Annotated in this window: 13 protein-coding genes; 8 read left to right on the top strand and 5 right to left on the bottom strand. The window is 71.3% G+C overall.

The window, feature by feature from the left end:
• Positions 1 to 13: 13 nt before the first annotated feature.
• Together chvE and ACFYOP_RS20500 are read right to left on the bottom strand one after the other, a co-directional pair.
• Entirely contained in the window at positions 14 to 1,120 is a 1,107-nt protein-coding gene (gene chvE / locus ACFYOP_RS20505) for a multiple monosaccharide ABC transporter substrate-binding protein (RefSeq protein WP_356897958.1), read from the bottom strand.
• Positions 1,121 to 1,125: 5 nt separating this feature from the next.
• Positions 1,126 to 2,172, bottom strand: coding sequence for a hypothetical protein (locus tag ACFYOP_RS20500; protein WP_388452271.1), 1,047 nt, complete (start codon positions 2,170 to 2,172; stop codon positions 1,126 to 1,128).
• Positions 2,173 to 2,394: 222 nt separating this feature from the next.
• On the opposite strand from ACFYOP_RS20500, the gene ACFYOP_RS20495 reads away from it, so the two are divergent.
• The 8 genes from ACFYOP_RS20495 (at position 2,395) to ACFYOP_RS20460 (ending at position 11,214) form a co-directional block, all read left to right on the top strand.
• Positions 2,395 to 3,168 (top strand): IclR family transcriptional regulator, encoded by a 774-nt coding sequence (locus ACFYOP_RS20495; RefSeq protein ID WP_356897960.1) that lies wholly within the window; start codon positions 2,395 to 2,397, stop codon positions 3,166 to 3,168.
• Positions 3,165 to 4,016 (top strand): SMP-30/gluconolactonase/LRE family protein, encoded by an 852-nt coding sequence (locus ACFYOP_RS20490; protein ID WP_356897961.1) that lies wholly within the window; start codon positions 3,165 to 3,167, stop codon positions 4,014 to 4,016. The genes ACFYOP_RS20495 and ACFYOP_RS20490 overlap by 4 nt, the downstream gene beginning before the upstream one ends.
• 208 nt (positions 4,017 to 4,224) lie before the next feature.
• A complete protein-coding gene (locus tag ACFYOP_RS20485; RefSeq protein ID WP_356897962.1) occupies positions 4,225 to 5,271 on the top strand; it encodes an arabinan endo-1,5-alpha-L-arabinosidase in 1,047 nt (348 codons plus the stop codon).
• 26 nt (positions 5,272 to 5,297) lie between these two features.
• Positions 5,298 to 6,827, top strand: a complete 1,530-nt coding sequence (locus ACFYOP_RS20480; protein WP_356897963.1) for an alpha-N-arabinofuranosidase — start codon at positions 5,298 to 5,300, stop codon at positions 6,825 to 6,827.
• A 151-nt stretch (positions 6,828 to 6,978) separates the two neighbouring features.
• The gene (locus ACFYOP_RS20475) at positions 6,979 to 8,319 is read left to right on the top strand and encodes an extracellular solute-binding protein (protein WP_356897964.1); all 1,341 of its coding nucleotides are present in this window, start codon (positions 6,979 to 6,981) and stop codon (positions 8,317 to 8,319) included.
• Positions 8,316 to 9,278 (top strand): sugar ABC transporter permease, encoded by a 963-nt coding sequence (locus tag ACFYOP_RS20470; RefSeq protein WP_356897965.1) that lies wholly within the window; start codon positions 8,316 to 8,318, stop codon positions 9,276 to 9,278. Before ACFYOP_RS20475 ends, ACFYOP_RS20470 begins: the two co-directional genes overlap by 4 nt.
• Positions 9,275 to 10,168, top strand: a complete 894-nt coding sequence (locus ACFYOP_RS20465; RefSeq protein ID WP_388452264.1) for a carbohydrate ABC transporter permease — start codon at positions 9,275 to 9,277, stop codon at positions 10,166 to 10,168. The genes ACFYOP_RS20470 and ACFYOP_RS20465 overlap by 4 nt, the downstream gene beginning before the upstream one ends.
• 56 nt (positions 10,169 to 10,224) lie before the next feature.
• Complete coding sequence (locus ACFYOP_RS20460) at positions 10,225 to 11,214, top strand: arabinan endo-1,5-alpha-L-arabinosidase (RefSeq protein ID WP_356897966.1); 990 nt, start codon at positions 10,225 to 10,227, stop codon at positions 11,212 to 11,214.
• Positions 11,215 to 11,283: 69 nt separating this feature from the next.
• On the opposite strand, the gene ACFYOP_RS20455 is transcribed toward ACFYOP_RS20460, so the two are convergent.
• From ACFYOP_RS20455 to ACFYOP_RS20445, 3 genes are all read right to left on the bottom strand, one after another.
• Positions 11,284 to 12,249: a hypothetical protein gene (locus ACFYOP_RS20455; protein WP_356897967.1), complete on the bottom strand. Its 966-nt coding sequence runs from the start codon at positions 12,247 to 12,249 to the stop codon at positions 11,284 to 11,286.
• Positions 12,250 to 12,374: 125 nt separating this feature from the next.
• Positions 12,375 to 13,406 (bottom strand): alcohol dehydrogenase catalytic domain-containing protein, encoded by a 1,032-nt coding sequence (locus ACFYOP_RS20450; RefSeq protein ID WP_356897968.1) that lies wholly within the window; start codon positions 13,404 to 13,406, stop codon positions 12,375 to 12,377.
• Positions 13,403 to 14,563 carry a mandelate racemase/muconate lactonizing enzyme family protein gene (locus ACFYOP_RS20445; protein ID WP_356897969.1) on the bottom strand — a complete coding sequence of 387 codons (1,161 nt, stop codon included), beginning with the start codon at positions 14,561 to 14,563 and terminating at the stop codon, positions 13,403 to 13,405. Before ACFYOP_RS20445 ends, ACFYOP_RS20450 begins: the two co-directional genes overlap by 4 nt.
• Between the last annotated feature and the right edge of the window lie 376 nt (positions 14,564 to 14,939).

The raw sequence follows: 14,939 nt of genomic DNA, 5'->3' as shown, positions 1-14,939 counted from the left end.
GCCGCGCCGCCCGTCACAGGTCGCTCGCCTTGATGTAGCCCGAGTCGACGAGCACCTGCTGGTAGTTGGACTTGTCGACGCTGACCGGGTCGAGCAGGAAGGCGGGCACGACCTTCTTCTCGTTGTTGTAGGTCGTGGTGTCGTTGACCTCGGGCTTCTTGTCGTTCAGCACGGCGTCGGCCATCTGCACGGCCTGCTTGGCGAGCGCCCGGGTGTCCTTGTAGACGGTCTGGGTCTGCTGCCCGGCGATGATGGACTTCACGGAGGCGACCTCCGCGTCCTGCCCGGTGACCACCGGGTACGGCTTGGCCTTGGTGCCGTAGCCGTCGGACTTGAGCGCGGACAGGATGCCGATCGAGATGCCGTCGTACGGGGAGAGCACGGCGTCCACCGTGTCCGAGGAGTACGAGCCGGTCAGCAGGTCGTCCATGCGCTTCTGCGCGGTGCCGCCGTCCCAGCGCAGGGTGGTGATCTGCTCCAGCCGGGTCTGCCCGCTGCGGACCACCAGCTGCTTCTTGTCGATGTAGGGCTCGAGGACCTTCCACGCGCCCTGGAAGAAGAAGCGGGTGTTGTTGTCGTCGGGGGAGCCGGCGAACAGCTCGACGGTGAACGGGCCCTTCGCGCTGCCGTCCTGCAGGCCCAGCTTCTCCACGATGTAGCCGGCCTGGAGCTCGCCGACCTTCTCGTTGTCGAAGGACGCGTAGTAGTCGACGTCGTCGCTGCCGAGGATCAGCCGGTCGTACGAGATCACCTTGATGCCCTGATCGCCCGCCTGGCGCAGCACGTCGCCCAGCGCCCGGCCGTCGATGGCGGCGACGACGAGCACGTCGACGCCCTTGGTGATCATGTTCTCGATCTGGCTGACCTGCTGGTCGACGTCGTCGTCGCCGTACTGCAGATCCGTCTTGTAGCCGAGCTTCTGGAACTGGGCGGCCATGTTGTCGCCGTCGGCGATCCACCGCTCCGACGACTTGGTCGGCATGGCGATGCCGATGGTGGAGCCCTTGCCGCCCTTGTCCTCCTGCTTGCTGCCGCCCGTGCTGTTCTGGCCGCAGGCGGCGAGGGACAGCGCGAGCGCGGCGGCGACGGCGGTGGCGAGCGTGGTTCGGCGGTGACGCATCATCATCAGTCCTTCAGGGGTGAGAGAACGACCGCCGGGGCGGCGCCGGGCAGGTCTGTGGGCAGGTCGGTCAGGGGCAGGTCGGTGACCGGGAAGCGGTGCAGCGGGCCGGGGAGGCGGGAGCCGAGCGGCGACATCCCGCCGTCGGCGCCGTGCCGGGCGAGCAGGTCGAGCACGAGCCGTCCGCGCCGGACGCGTTCGCGGGCCGACGCCAGCATCGCGTCGCGCATCTGGACGCCGTACGGGTAGAAACCGGGAGCCCTGCTCAGCCCGAACTTGAGGTAGAGCGGGGCGCCGCGCCGGATCAGCTCGGCGGTCTCGTACATGCGGACGTAGCCGCCGAGGTCGTCGGGGGCCTCGACGTAGAGGTCCATCGGCGCACCGCTGACCCGGCGGATCTCGGTGAGGTGAGCGAGCGTCAGATCGGAGGGGACGTTGACGGAGTCGGCGCCGAGACGCTCATGGACCGCGTACGCGGCCGGGTTGACCGGGCCGACGAGTGCCGAGACCTTGAACGTCGTGTCGGCCGGCAGTACTCCCTGCTCCCGCAGCCGGTGCAGGCACCAGAGCACCCCCTCGTCCGCGACGAGCAGGCACCGGACGCCGAGGGAGGCGGCGCGCAGGGCGTCCTCGACGCACCCGGCGAGCGCGTCGTGACCACGGGCCCGCAGCCCGGAGCCGCCGGAGTCGGTACGGGTCGACGCGCCGATGTCCCAGGTGCCGCGCGGTCCGGTGAACAGGCAGAGCTCGATGCCGCGTTCGGCCGTCGCCTCCACCATCTCGGTGATCTCGCGGTCGGTCAGCATCCAGACGCCGCTGCCCTGGCTGACGCGATGGATCGGCAGGTCCAGCCGGGCGGCCTCCTCGAGTACGACGGCGAGCACCTCGGGGCCCTCGCAGGAGGGGATCTCGGTGCGCCAGCCGCCCCCGTCGGGGAACCGGTGCGGGGAGGCGTCCGCCGGGTTCTCGGCGGGAGCGGCCAGGCCGAGCGCGGCGAGCGCCGGCTCACCCGGTCGGCGTTTGCCGGTGGCCGGCGCGGAGGGAGGGGTCACGAGCAACCTCAATGTTCGATATATCGGACGGCGTTCGAGATTCTGCGGTGAAGGTAAGGACCGTGGCGGGCGGGTGTCAATGGGTCGGACAGCGAAAACGGCAGATCCGCACCGCTTACCGGCGGAAGGCTGCGGCGATAGACTGTTCGCTCAGTCGGTCAAGCGTTGATATCTCGAACAGTCGCCATTTCGAACGCTGCCATCCCGAACAAGGGGGAAGTCATGGGACGCCACGTGCCCGCTGTCACCCGGGCTCTCGACATTCTGGAGCTTTTCCTCGACGGGGACGGGACGCTGTCGGCCCCCGACATCGTCCGCAAACTCCAGCTGCCGCGCACCACTGTGCACGAACTCATCACCACACTCACGGCCCGGTCCTATCTCGTCCCGGTGGAGGGCCAGTCCGGGCGCTACCGGCTCGGCGTCCGCACCTACCAGCTCGGCAGCCGCTACGCCGAGCAGCTCGACCTCGCCCGCGAGGGCCAGGAGGTGGCCCGCTCCGTCGCGCAGACCTGCGGCGAGACCGTCCACGTCGCGATCCTGGACGGCTCCCAGGTCCTCTACGTCGCGAAGGTCGACTCCACCCACGCCGTCCGCATGGTCTCGGCCGCGGGCCGGAGCCTGCCGGCGCACTGCACCGCCGTCGGCAAGATGCTGCTCGCCTCCCTCCCCGAGGACCAGCTCGACGCCCGCCTCGCCCCTGGCACCGAACTGGTGGCCATGACATCGAACAGCATCACCGACCCGGCCGTGCTCCGCTCCGAGCTCGCGACCGTGCGGTCGGCCGGCGTCGCACTGGAGCAGCGCGAGTCGAACGCGGACGTCAGCTGCGTCGCCGCGCCGGTGCGCGACCGCTCCGGACGGGTCGTCGCGGCGCTCTCCATCTCCGTGCCGATGATCCGCTGGAGCGAGGAACGCCTCGCGGAGCTGCGTCCGCTGGCCGCCAAGGGCGCCGCGGACCTGTCCGAGCGGCTCGGCCACCGGGCCGCGCTGTGAGGGGCCCCGAGATCGCGGTGCGGCACGAGGCCGTACTGGGCGAGGGGCCCACCTGGGACGCGTCGGCCGCCCGCCTGCTGTGGGTCGACATCCTCTCCGCGCGCGTGCACACCTACGACCCCGCCACCGGCCGGCGTACCGTCATGGCCACCGAGCAGCACGTCGGAGCCGCCAAGCCGCGCGCCGGCGGGGGACTGGTCGTCAACCTCCGGGACGGCGTGGGACTCTACGACGCCGGCGGCGCCTTCCGCTGGCTGCACCGGGCTCCGGTCGAGGGACGGCGCGGCAACGAAGCGGCCGTGGCGCCGGACGGCTCCCTGTGGGCCGGGACCATGCGCTACGACGAGGCGCCCGGCGGCGGGACGCTCACCCGGATCGCACCGGACGGCACGGCCTCCCCGCTGCTGACCGACGTCGCCGTCAGCAACGGCACCGGATGGAGCCCCGACGGCAGCCGGATGTACTACGTCGACTCGCCGACCCGCCGCATCGACGTGTTCGACGTGCGGCCCGGCGACCCGGTGCCGGTGAACCGCCGTCCGCTGGCCGTCGTCGAGCCGGGCGCGGGCTACCCGGACGGGCTGACCGTGGACGCGGACGGCTGCCTCTGGGTGGCCCTCTGGGACGGCGGCGCCGTGCGCCGCTACACGCCCGAGGGGGAGTTGGACCGCGTCGTCGCGCTGCCGGTGCGCCGGCCCACCTCGTGCGCCTTCGGCGGCGCCGCCCTCACCGACCTCTACATCACCTCCGCCCGCAAGGGACTTGCCGCGCCGCATCCGCTGTCGGGATCGGTGCTGGTGCTCCCCGGTGCGGGCAAGGGGCTGGCGCAGCCGGCGTTCCTGGGCTGAGCGGGCCGGGGCGGGGCGGTGAACGGTCCACCGTTCCATCCCGGCGTTCGTGATATCGAACGTTGTTCGTCATTTCAGCGAAAGTCATTGACGGCTCGTTTCCCCGCGTCTACGGTCCCGTTCGAAGTCGCGAGCATGTGCCGGTATTTCGAACAGTCCACGGCTGCTCCACCTTCCCTCTCCCCGTCGAATGAAGGAGCCGCCCTTCATGAACGCCGCCCGATCCGGACGCCGCAAGCACCTCAGAACCGCCGTCGCCGCCACCGCGCTGGCCGCGGCCCTGTGCGGCGCCGGCACCCTGCCCGGCCACGCCGCCGGCCCCGCGGATGCCGCCGCTCCCGCCCGGGCGTCCGCCGCCGCGTACCCGGACCCGCGCCCCGTCACCGGGGACACCGAGGTCCACGACCCGTCCGCCGTCCGGCTGGCGGACGGCAGCTACGTCGTCTACTCCACCCACAACAGGATCGAGGCCCGCGTCTCCCAGGACGGCCGGACCTGGCGTCGTGCCGGCTCGGCCTTCACCGAGATCCCCGACTGGTGGCGCGCCTACTCGCCCGAGGGCGACCCCTGGGCGCCGGAAGTCACCTACCGCGACGGCGTCCACTGGCTCTACTACGCCGTCTCCTCCTTCGGCTCCAACCACTCCGCCATCGGCCTCGCGACCTCGGTCTCCGGCAGGCCCGGCACCTGGCAGGACCGCGGCGTCGTCTTCGCGACCACGACCTCGGACCACTACAACGCCATCGACCCGGCCGTCATCGAGGCCGACGGCAAGGTCTGGATGAGCTTCGGCTCGTACTGGACCGGCATCCGCATGATCGAGCTCGACCGCCGCACCGGCAAACCGGCCACCGGCGACCCCGAGGTGCTGCACCTCGCCACCCGCCCGGACGAGCCGTACGCCGTCGAGGCGTCGTACATCGTCAAGCACCGCGGCCAGTACTACCTCTTCGTCTCCTACGACCGCTGCTGCGCCGGCACCGAGTCGACGTACAACATCCGCGTCGGCCGGGCGACCAGCCCCACCGGTCCCTACTACGACCGCGACGGCACCCCCATGACCGAGGGCGGCGGCGAGCCGCTGCTCGCCGGACACGGCAGGTACGTCGGCACCGGCGGCCAGTCCGTGCTCCGCGACCGCGGCCGTGACGTCCTCGTCTACCACTACTACGACGCAGCGGACGAAGGCCGGCCCAAGCTCGGCCTCAACGCCCTGACCTGGGGCAAGGACGGCTGGCCGGCCGTCTCCCGCTGACGCCCGCACACCTTCGGAAGGACACCATGCCCGAGCGCAACGCCCGTTTCACACTCGACCCGGCCTTCACCGTGGGAGAGGTGAATCCCCGTCTCTTCGGCTCCTTCGTCGAGCACCTGGGCCGCTGTGTGTACACCGGCGTCTACGAGCCCGGCCACCCGGCCGCCGACGAGGCCGGGCTGCGGACCGACGTCCTGGAACTGGTCCGCGAACTCGGCGTCACCGCGATCCGCTACCCCGGCGGCAACTTCGTCTCCGGCTACCGGTGGGAGGACTCCGTCGGTCCCGCGGAGGAGCGCCCGCGCCGCCTCGACCTCGCCTGGCGGTCCACCGAGACCAACCGCTTCGGGCTGAGCGAGTTCATCGCCTTCCTGAAGAAGGTCGGCCCGCAGGCCGAGCCGATGATGGCCGTGAACCTCGGCACGCGGGGCGTGGCCGAAGCGCTCCAGCTCCAGGAGTACGCCAACCACCCGGCCGGCACCGAACTGTCCGACCGGCGCATCGCGCACGGCGACAAGGACCCGTTCGGCATCCGCCTGTGGTGCCTCGGCAACGAGATGGACGGGCCCTGGCAGACCGGCCACAAGACGGCCGAGGAATACGGCAGGCTGGCGGCGGAGACCGCCCGGGCGATGCGCCAGATCGACCCCGGTCTGGAGCTCGTCGCCTGCGGCAGCTCCAGCCAGGCCATGCCCACCTTCGCCGCCTGGGAGGCCACGGTCCTCGCGGAGACGTACGACCTGGTCGACCACATCTCGCTGCACGCGTACTACGAGGAACTCGACGGCGACCGCGACTCGTTCCTCGCCTCCGCCGTCGACATGGAGTCCTTCATCGAGAACGTCGTCGCCACCTGCGACCACGTCGGCGCCCGGCTCAAGTCGAAGAAGAGGATCCAGCTCTCCTTCGACGAGTGGAACGTCTGGTACCAGCGGCGCTTCCAGGCGGAGAGCGAGGCGAACCCGCTGGACTGGCCGGAGGCGCCGCGGCTGCTGGAGGACAACTACAGCGTCACCGACGCCGTCGTCTTCGGCTCGCTGCTGATCGCGCTGCTGCGCCACGCGGACCGGGTCACCGTCGCCTGCCTCGCCCAGCTCGTCAACGTGATCGCCCCGATCATGACCGAACCGGGCGGCCCCGCCTGGCGGCAGACGACGTTCTTCCCCTTCGCCCAGGCTTCCCGGTACGGGCGCGGCGAAGTCCTCGACGTACGGGCCGAGTCGCCCACGTACCGCACGGCCGCCTACGGCGAGGTGCCGCTGCTGCACGCCACCGCCGTACGGGACCCGGAGAGCGGCGCCGTCACGGTCTTCGCCGTCAACCGCGACCAGCACGAGCCGCTGCCGCTGCGCGTGGCACTGTCCGGGCTGGACGTGAGCCGCGTCGTGGCGCACAGCGTGCTGAGCGACGCCGACCCGGACGCGCGCAACACCCTGGCCGACCCCGAACGCGTCGTGCCGCACGCCGGCGACGGCGCCCGGCTCGACGCGGGCGTCCTCGACGTCACCCTCGAACCGCTGTCGTGGAACGTGATCCGTCTGGCCCCCGACGCCTGACCTTCCCCGCCCCGCCCGCACAAGCCGCCGCCCGCCCCCGCCTCGCCCCGGGCACCGGGGCCGGGCGGCCCCCGGCACCGACCCGCCGCGACCTCAGCCGCGGCCTCAGCCACTTCAGCCACCGACCGAACTCCCGCAGAGACGAGCCGCCATGCACCCTTCCCTCCTCACCCGGCGACGAGCCCTCGCCGGCGGCGTCGGCGCCCTGGCCGGCGCCGCGGCCCTGGGCCCCCTGTCCGGCTGCGCCGCGCCGTCCGCCACCGCCGGCCCCGGACAGACCCCACTGCGGTTCTGGCATCTGTTCGGCGGCGGCGACGGCGTCAACATGCAGGGCATGCTCGACGACTTCCGCGCCGAGCACCGAGACGTGGCGCTGGAGGCCGTGACACTCCAGTGGGGCGCCCCCTACTACACCAAGCTGGGCATGGCGGGCGCCGGCGGACGCGCTCCCGAACTGGCCGTGCTGCACCTCGCCCGACTCGCGGGCTTCGCCCCCGGGCGGCTCCTCGACCCGTTCGACCTGGACCTGCTCGCCGACCTCGGAGTGCGCGAGCAGGACTTCCCGCCGGACATCTGGCAGCGCGGCCAGGTGTCCGGCCAGCAGTACGCCGTGCCGCTCGACACCCACCCCATGGTGCTCTACTACCAGACCGAGGTGTGCGAGAAGGCCGGGCTCATGACGGGCTGCCGCCTCAAACCCATCCAGGGCGCCGAGGAGTTCGCCGACGCGCTGCGCGCGGCGAAGAAGGCCACCGGCCTGCCCGGTCTCGTGACGGAGACTCTCGGCCCCGACTGCATCACCCCCTGGCGGCTGTTCGCCACCTTCTACTCCCAGACCGGCGGCAAGGTCCTCTCCGAGGACGGCAAGCGCCTCGCGCTGGACGACGCGAAGGCACTGCGCGTCCTGACGTACATGGCCACGCTCGCGGAGGAGGGGCTGATGGTGCGCCGCGCCGACTACGGCGCCTCCGTCGGCATCTTCAACGGCGGGAAGACGGCCTTCCACCTCAACGGCGAATGGGAGATCAGCACCTTCCGCACGGCAGGGATCCCGTTCTCCATGACCCGCGTCCCCGCCCTCTTCGGCCGCCCCTCCGTCCAGGCCGACTGCCACGCCTTCGTCCTCCCGCACCAGGCCGGCCGCGGCGGGGCGTCCAACGAGGCCGCCCACACCCTCGTCGCCTGGATGCTGCGCAACTCCGTCGCCTGGGCCGAGGGCGGCCATGTGCCCGCGTACCGCCCGGTCCTGAAGGACCCCGCCTATCTCGAGCTGAAGCCGCAGTCCGAGTACCGCGGCGTCATCGACGACGTGGCGCTCGACGAGCCCGCGTGGTTCGCCGGCTCCGCCTCCCGGATGTGGATCGAGCTCGGCGCCGTCTTCTCGGGCGTCCTCACCGGCTCCCGCACCCCTCGCGGCGCCCTGACCGAGGCCAAGTCCCGCCTCAGGAACCTCCTCGACACCCGCAATCCCCTTCCCGGAGTCGCGTCATGACCACCACCACCGCGGCGCCGCCGCCACCGGTGGCGAAGGACCGCACCGCCGCCGCCCGCACGCCGGTCCGCTCCGTCCACCGCAGCTGGACCGAGCACGGCCTGGTCTTCGTCGCCCCGTTCCTGCTCGTGTACGCGATGTTCCTGCTGTGGCCGCTGATATCCGGCGTCGGCATGAGCCTGACGAGCGAGAACATCACCGGCACCGGGGGCGAGTTCGTCGGCCTGGCCAACTACGCCGAGGCCATCGCCGACCCGGACGTCTGGTCCTCGCTGTGGAACACGGTCTGGTTCACCGTGCTCTCCACCGTCCCCCTCGTCCTCGTGGGCCTGGGACTGGCGCTGCTCTCGCACCAGCTCCGGGTGGTGCAGTGGCTGTGGCGGCTGAGCTGGTTCGCCCCGTTCCTGCTGCCGTCCGGGGTAGTCTGCCTGCTCTTCGCGCAGATGATCTTCCCGTCCGGCTTCGGCCTCGCCGACCAGATGCTCGCCTCCGCCGGCCTCGAGCCGGGCATCGGCTGGCTGAGCGAGGAGCGCTACGCGATGCTCTCCATCGTGGCGACCACCGTCTGGTGGACGGTCGGCTTCAACTTCCTGCTCTACCTGGCCGCGCTGCAGGCCGTCCCGGTCCACCTGTACGAGGCCGCGGAGCTCGACGGCGCCGGCGCCTGGCACCGCCTGTGGCACATCACGCTGCCGATGCTGCGCCGCACCACCGGACTGGTGATCGTCCTCCAGGTGCTGGCCTCGCTGAAGATCTTCGACCAGGTCTACATCATGACCGGCGGCGGCCCCGACGAGTCCACCCGGCCGATCCTCCAGTACGTCTACCAGCAGGGATTCACCGGATACCGCATCGGCTACGCCTCGGCCGTCTCCTACATCTTCTTCGCCCTGATCCTGATCGTCTCCCTGGTGCAGCCCGTGCTGTCCCGGCGCCGAGCTGAGGAGGCCGCAAAGTGAGCGGTTCCGTCACCGCCAAGATCCCGTCCGTCCGCCGGACCGCCACCGACGCCGGCGGTCGCCGAATCCGCTGGACCGGCGGCAGGATCGCCCTGCTGGTGATCGCCCTGGTCGTGGCGGCCGCCTGGCTGATCCCGCTGGCCTGGGCCGTGGCGACCTCGCTGAAGCCCGAGGCCGAGACGACGAGCACCCCGCTCGAATGGATCGGCTCGCGCATCACCTTCGACGCCTACACCAAGGTGTGGGAGTCCGGCGATCTGATGCGCTGGATGCTGAACTCCGCGTACATCTCCCTGATGACGACCGTGCTCACCGTCCTGACGTGCGCGATGGCCGCCTACGGCTTCACCCGCACCGACTTCCGCGGCCGCAAGCTGCTCTACGGGCTGGTCCTCGCGGGCATCATGGTGCCGCCGCAGGTGCTGATCGCACCGCTGTTCACCGAGATGGTGCAGCTCGGTCTGGTCGACACCTACTGGGGCGTGATCCTGCCCCAGGTCGCCGTGCCGGCCATGGTCTTCATCCTGGTGAAGTTCTTCGAAGGGGTGCCGCGGGAGCTGGAGGAGGCGGCCTTCGTCGACGGCGCGGGACGCTGGCGGGTCTTCTGGACGATCGTGATGCCGCTGTCCCGGCCGGTGCTCGCCGCCGTCGCGATCTTCACCTTCATCTCCACCTGGAACAACTTCCTGTGGCCGTTCCTGGTGACCACCGACCCCGCCGGGATGACGCTGCCCGTCGGCCTGGTCAACGTCCAGTCGTCGTTCGGCGTCCGCTACGCGCAGATCATGGCGGCCCTGGTCATCGCCGGACTGCCCCTGCTGATCGTGTTCATGCTCTTCCAGCGGCAGATCGTGCGCGGCATCGCGCACACGGGTCTCGCCGGCCAGTAGGACGGGCCCGAAGAGCGGGCCCGTCGACACGGTTGTCCGAAGAAGGAGTCATCGCAATGAGCCGCACAGCACTCCTGCCCCGCCCGCTCGCACGCGCACTGGTGTCGATCCCCCTGGCCACACTGCTGGCCCTGGCTCCGGGTACGGCTCTCGCCTACCCGGCGCCGGGGCACGTGACCGGTGACATCGTCGTGCACGACCCCGCCATGGTCCGCCGTTCCGACGGCACCTATCTGCTCTACTCCACCGGCGGCGGACTGGCCATGCGCTCGTCCACCGACCGGATCGCCTTCCGCGCCGGAGGCTCCGCGTTCCCCACCGTGCCCTCCTGGTGGAGCCGCTACTCCTCCGTACCGGAGGCATGGGCCCCCGACATCTCGTACCACGGCGGCACGTACCTGATGTACTACGCCGTTTCCCGCTTCGGCTCCAACACGTCGGCGATCGGCTTCGCGACGTCCTCCACCGGAATGCCGGGCACGTGGACCGACCACGGCATCGTGCACAGCACGGACGGATCGAGCGACCACAACGCCATCGACCCGAACCTCTTCGTCGACGACGACGGAACGTGGTGGCTCACCTTCGGTTCCTGGTGGACCGGGATCAAGATGATCCGCCTCGACCCGGGCACGGGCAAGCAGCACGCCGGCGACAGGACGCGGTACTCCCTCGCCTCCCGTCCCACCGGCAGCCGCGCGGTCGAGGCGCCCCAACTGGTCAAGCGCAACGGCCTCTACTACCTCTTCGCCTCGTACGACACGTGCTGCGCCGGCACCTCGTCCACCTACAAGATCAAGGTCGGCCGGTCGAGCCGGGTCACCGGGCCCTACACCGACCGCGCCGGCGTACCGATGATGAACAACGGCGGCACGCTCGTCCTCGAGTCCCACGGCCGGGTCATCGGCCCGGGCGGGCAGTCCGTCATCAAGGACGCGGACGGCCACGTGCTCGTCTACCACTACTACGACGGCCAGGACGGCGGCACCCACAAGCTCGGCGTCAACCGGCTGGGCTGGGGCGGCGGCTGGCCGTCCGTCTACTGACCCGGCCCCCACCGGCCGCCGCGAAGGCCGGGGCGCACCGATCGGTGCGCCCCGGCCTTCGCGGGTGTCTCAGACGCCGGCGTCCTCGAACCGGTGCAGCTCGCCCGGCAGCCGCGCACCGAGCGGCGACATCGCGTCGTCGGCCCCGTGCCGCGCCAGCAGATCGAGCGCCAGCCTGCCCCGGCGTACCCGCTCGCGGGCGGTGCTCAGCACGGTCTCCCGCAGATGCAGGCCCGACGGATAGACGGACGGGGCCTTGGCCAGACCGAACTTGAGGTAGAGGGGAGCGCCGCGCCGGATCAGCTCGGCGATGTCGTACATGCGGACATAGCCGCCGAGGTCGTCCGGCGCCTCGACGTACATGTCCATCGGCGCACGGCTCACCCGGCGGATCTCGGTGAGGTGGGCCGGCGTCAGGTCGCTGGGCACATTGAGGGAGTCGGCGCCGAGGCGCTCGTACACGGCGTACGCGGCCGGGTTGACCGGGCCGATCAGCGCCGAGACCTTGAGGGTGGTGTCGGCGGGGAGGAGACCCCGCGTCCGGGCCCGGTGCAGCGTCCACAGCACTCCCTCGTCGGCGACGAGCAGGCAGCGGACGCCCAGTTCCGTGGCGCGCAGCGCGTCCTCGACGCAGCCCGCGACCGCGTCGTGCCCGCGGGCGCGCAGACCCCCGCCGCGGGAGTCGGTACGGGTGGAGCCACCGATGTCCCAGGTGCCGCGCGGTCCGGTGAACAGACAGAGCTCGATGCCGCGTTCGGCCGTCGCCTCCGCCATCTCGGTGATCTCGTCGTCGCTGAGCATCCACACGCCGCTGCCCTGGCTGATGCGGTGCACGGGCACATCCAGCCGGGTCGACTCCTTGAGCACGGCGGCCAGCGCCTCCGGGCCCTCGACGGACGGGATCTCCACCCGCCAGCGGCCGCCGTCGGGGAAGGTGTGCGGCGAGGCGTCGGCGGGGTCGTGGGCCGCGCCGCCGAGGCGGAGGGCGGTCAGGGCGGGTTCGCCGGGGCGGCGCGGTGGTGAGGACGGGGACATGGATCTCCTCCGGCTGACTGAAGGGCGTCGTCGACTATGTTCGAAATCCCGAATGTTGTTCGAGATCGTGAGTGTGGGCCGGGACGGCTCCGATCGCCGCCCCGGCCCTCGTGGGGGGTGGGTTCTCAGGGGCGCAGCAGTACCTTGCCGACCGCGGGATCGCCGGCGCCCACCAGCTCCATGGCCTGCTCGAACGCGTCGAGCGTCAGCTCATGGGTGACCAGCGGCAGCGGCGTGAGCAACCCGGCGGCGAAGGCGCGCACCGCGTGCGCCCAGGCGGCCGGCGGTGCGCCGAACACGGTGTGGATCTCCAGCCGGCGCACCACGAGATCGGTCGGGTCCAGCCCGAGGGCGCCGGGCGCGGGGATGCCGGTGAGCACCAGGCGGCCGCCGCGCCGCAGCAGCGCGGCCGACGTACGGGCGGCCGACGCCGCACCGGCGGCCTCGACGACGACGTCGAACCCGCCCGGCAGGGGCTCCTCCTCCACCGTGCGGTAGTCCGTCGCCCCGAAGGAGCGGGCGAGCGGGGCCCGGTCGGACCGGGTGCCCACCATCAGCAACTCGGCGGGGGAGCAGGCCCCGAGGAGCTGCGCCGCGAGCATCCCGAGGGTGCCGGTGCCCACGACGGCCACCCGTTCACCGGGCCGGACGGCCGCCTTGAGCGCCGCGGCGGCGACACACGCCGCCGGTTCGAGCAGAGCGGCGGCCGCCAGGTCGGCGTCGTCCGGCAGCGGGTGGAGCAGCCGGGCGGGCAGGGTGAGGGTCGAGGCCATCGCCCCGGGCCGGGTGAAGCCGGTCTCCTCGTAGCCCGCGCCGCACAGGGTGGTCTCGCCCGCGTGGCAGCGGTCGCAGACCTGGCAGTTGCGGAAGCCCTCGCCGACGACCTTCCGGCCGACGAGCGAGCCGGGCACACCGTCACCGACGGCCGCCACGGTGCCCGACCACTCGTGCCCAGGGACGACGGGATAGCGGACGTAGCCCTCCGGCCGGGTGCCCTGGAACACCTCCCGGTCGCTGCCGCAGATGCCGACCGCCGCGATCGTGACCTGCGCCTCGCCCGGGCCGGCCGGGCGCGGGGTGTGCGCGGCGAGCCGGAACCGGCCGGGGCCGTCGAGCACGACCTCCCGGGACGGGCGGTCCGCCCCGTCGGCGGTCATGCCTGGTTCCCCGTCGGGTCCCGCTTCTCCCAGCCCTCGGCCCACAGGTCGAACCGGGCCCGCTGCTGCGGGAATTCGGCTGCCGCGTCGGTGTCGAGCTCGACCCCGAGCCCCGGTTCGTGCGACAGCTCGAAGTAGCCGTCCACGACCTGCGGCGCACCCTTGACGACCTTCTTGATCTCGGCGTCGGCGAAGTCGTTGAAGTGCTCCAGGATCTTGAAGTTGGGGGTGGAGAAGCCGACTTGGAGCGAGGCGGCCGTCAGTACGGGCCCGCCCACGTTGTGCGGTGCGACGAGCATGTAGTGCGTCTCGGCGGTCGCGGCGAGCTTACGGGTCTCCAGGATGCCGCCGATGTGGCCGACGTCCGGCTGGAGGATGTCGGCGGCCTGCGACTCGAAGAGTTCACGGAACTCGATGCGGTCGTGGATGCGTTCACCGGTGGCGATCGGCATGTCGACCTTCTCCGCCACCTTCGCCAGCGCCTTCAGGTTCTCCGGCGGCACGGGCTCCTCGAGCCACGCGGGCCGGTACGGGGCGAGTTCGCCCGCCAGCCGCACGGCGGTGGACGGGGAGAAGCGGCCGTGCATCTCCAGCATCAGCTCGGCGTCGGGACCGATCGCGTCCCGGACCGCCTCGATCAGCGACACCGAGTACAGCGACTCCTGGTGCGACAGCTCGTAGTGTCCCGTGCCGAACGGGTCGATCTTCAGGGCCCGGTAACCCTTCTCCATGACCGCGCGGGCGGCCTTGTGGTACGCCTCCGGAGTGCGCTCCGTGGTGTACCAGCCGTTCGCGTACGCCTTGACCCGGTCGTGGACCTTGCCGCCCAGCAGCTGCCACACCGGCACGCCGAGCGCCTTGCCCTTGATGTCCCAGCAGGCCATCTCCACGCAGGCGATGCCCGACATGACGATCTCGCCGGCCCGGCCGTAGTCGCCGTACTTCATACGGCGGACGAGGTCCTCGATCGCGAACGGGTCGGACCCCGCGATGTGGTTCGCCTCCGCCTCGCGCAGATAGCCGACGAGGGCGTCGGTGTGGCCCAGCATGCGGGTCTCGCCGATGCCGGTGAGTCCTTCGTCGGTGTGGACCTGGACGTAGGTGAGGTTCCGCCAAGGGGTCCCGATCACATGTGTGCTGATTCCCGTGATGCGCAAGGCAGTTGACTCCTGTCATGTTCGATATCTCGACACATGTTCGAAATTCTGCCGCGACAGTAAGGACGGAGCTTGCCGCGTGTCAATGGGGCGCGAACGCTCTTGACCGCCTTTCTGTGCGGAGCATAACCTGCAGAGGTTCGAAATAGGGAACGCAGTACGAAATCTCGAACACTCTTTGTCTGGGAGGCCGACGCAGTGGCAGCAACACCGGTATGGAGCATCGACCCGCGCACGGGGGCGCAGCGCGAACGGGTCGCGGACGAGGCCGATGCCCGCACGGTCGATGTGGTGGTTCGGGCCGCGCACGGTGTCCGTGGGGTCTTGGCGGACCGGGTGGTGCGGGCGGGGTTTCTGCGGTCGGCGGCGGGGGCGT

The sequence above is a fragment of the Streptomyces sp. NPDC006294 genome (assembly GCF_042870895.1).
Taxonomy (GTDB): Bacteria; Actinomycetota; Actinomycetes; order Streptomycetales; family Streptomycetaceae; genus Streptomyces.
This window is presented reverse-complemented; position numbering and strand designations above follow the sequence as displayed.

What these genes read in the sequence shown, in the direction of transcription:
- ACFYOP_RS20460 (WP_356897966.1), top strand. Translation starts at nt 10,225, where the DNA reads ATGAGCCGCACAGCACTCCTGCCCCGCCCGCTCGCACGCGCACTGGTG.
- ACFYOP_RS20475 (WP_356897964.1), top strand. Translation starts at nt 6,979, where the DNA reads ATGCACCCTTCCCTCCTCACCCGGCGACGAGCCCTCGCCGGCGGCGTC.
- chvE (WP_356897958.1), bottom strand. Translation starts at nt 1,120, where the DNA reads ATGCGTCACCGCCGAACCACGCTCGCCACCGCCGTCGCCGCCGCGCTC.
- ACFYOP_RS20485 (WP_356897962.1), top strand. Translation starts at nt 4,225, where the DNA reads ATGAACGCCGCCCGATCCGGACGCCGCAAGCACCTCAGAACCGCCGTC.
- ACFYOP_RS20470 (WP_356897965.1), top strand. Translation starts at nt 8,316, where the DNA reads ATGACCACCACCACCGCGGCGCCGCCGCCACCGGTGGCGAAGGACCGC.
- ACFYOP_RS20455 (WP_356897967.1), bottom strand. Translation starts at nt 12,249, where the DNA reads ATGTCCCCGTCCTCACCACCGCGCCGCCCCGGCGAACCCGCCCTGACC.
- ACFYOP_RS20480 (WP_356897963.1), top strand. Translation starts at nt 5,298, where the DNA reads ATGCCCGAGCGCAACGCCCGTTTCACACTCGACCCGGCCTTCACCGTG.
- ACFYOP_RS20495 (WP_356897960.1), top strand. Translation starts at nt 2,395, where the DNA reads ATGGGACGCCACGTGCCCGCTGTCACCCGGGCTCTCGACATTCTGGAG.
- ACFYOP_RS20450 (WP_356897968.1), bottom strand. Translation starts at nt 13,406, where the DNA reads ATGACCGCCGACGGGGCGGACCGCCCGTCCCGGGAGGTCGTGCTCGAC.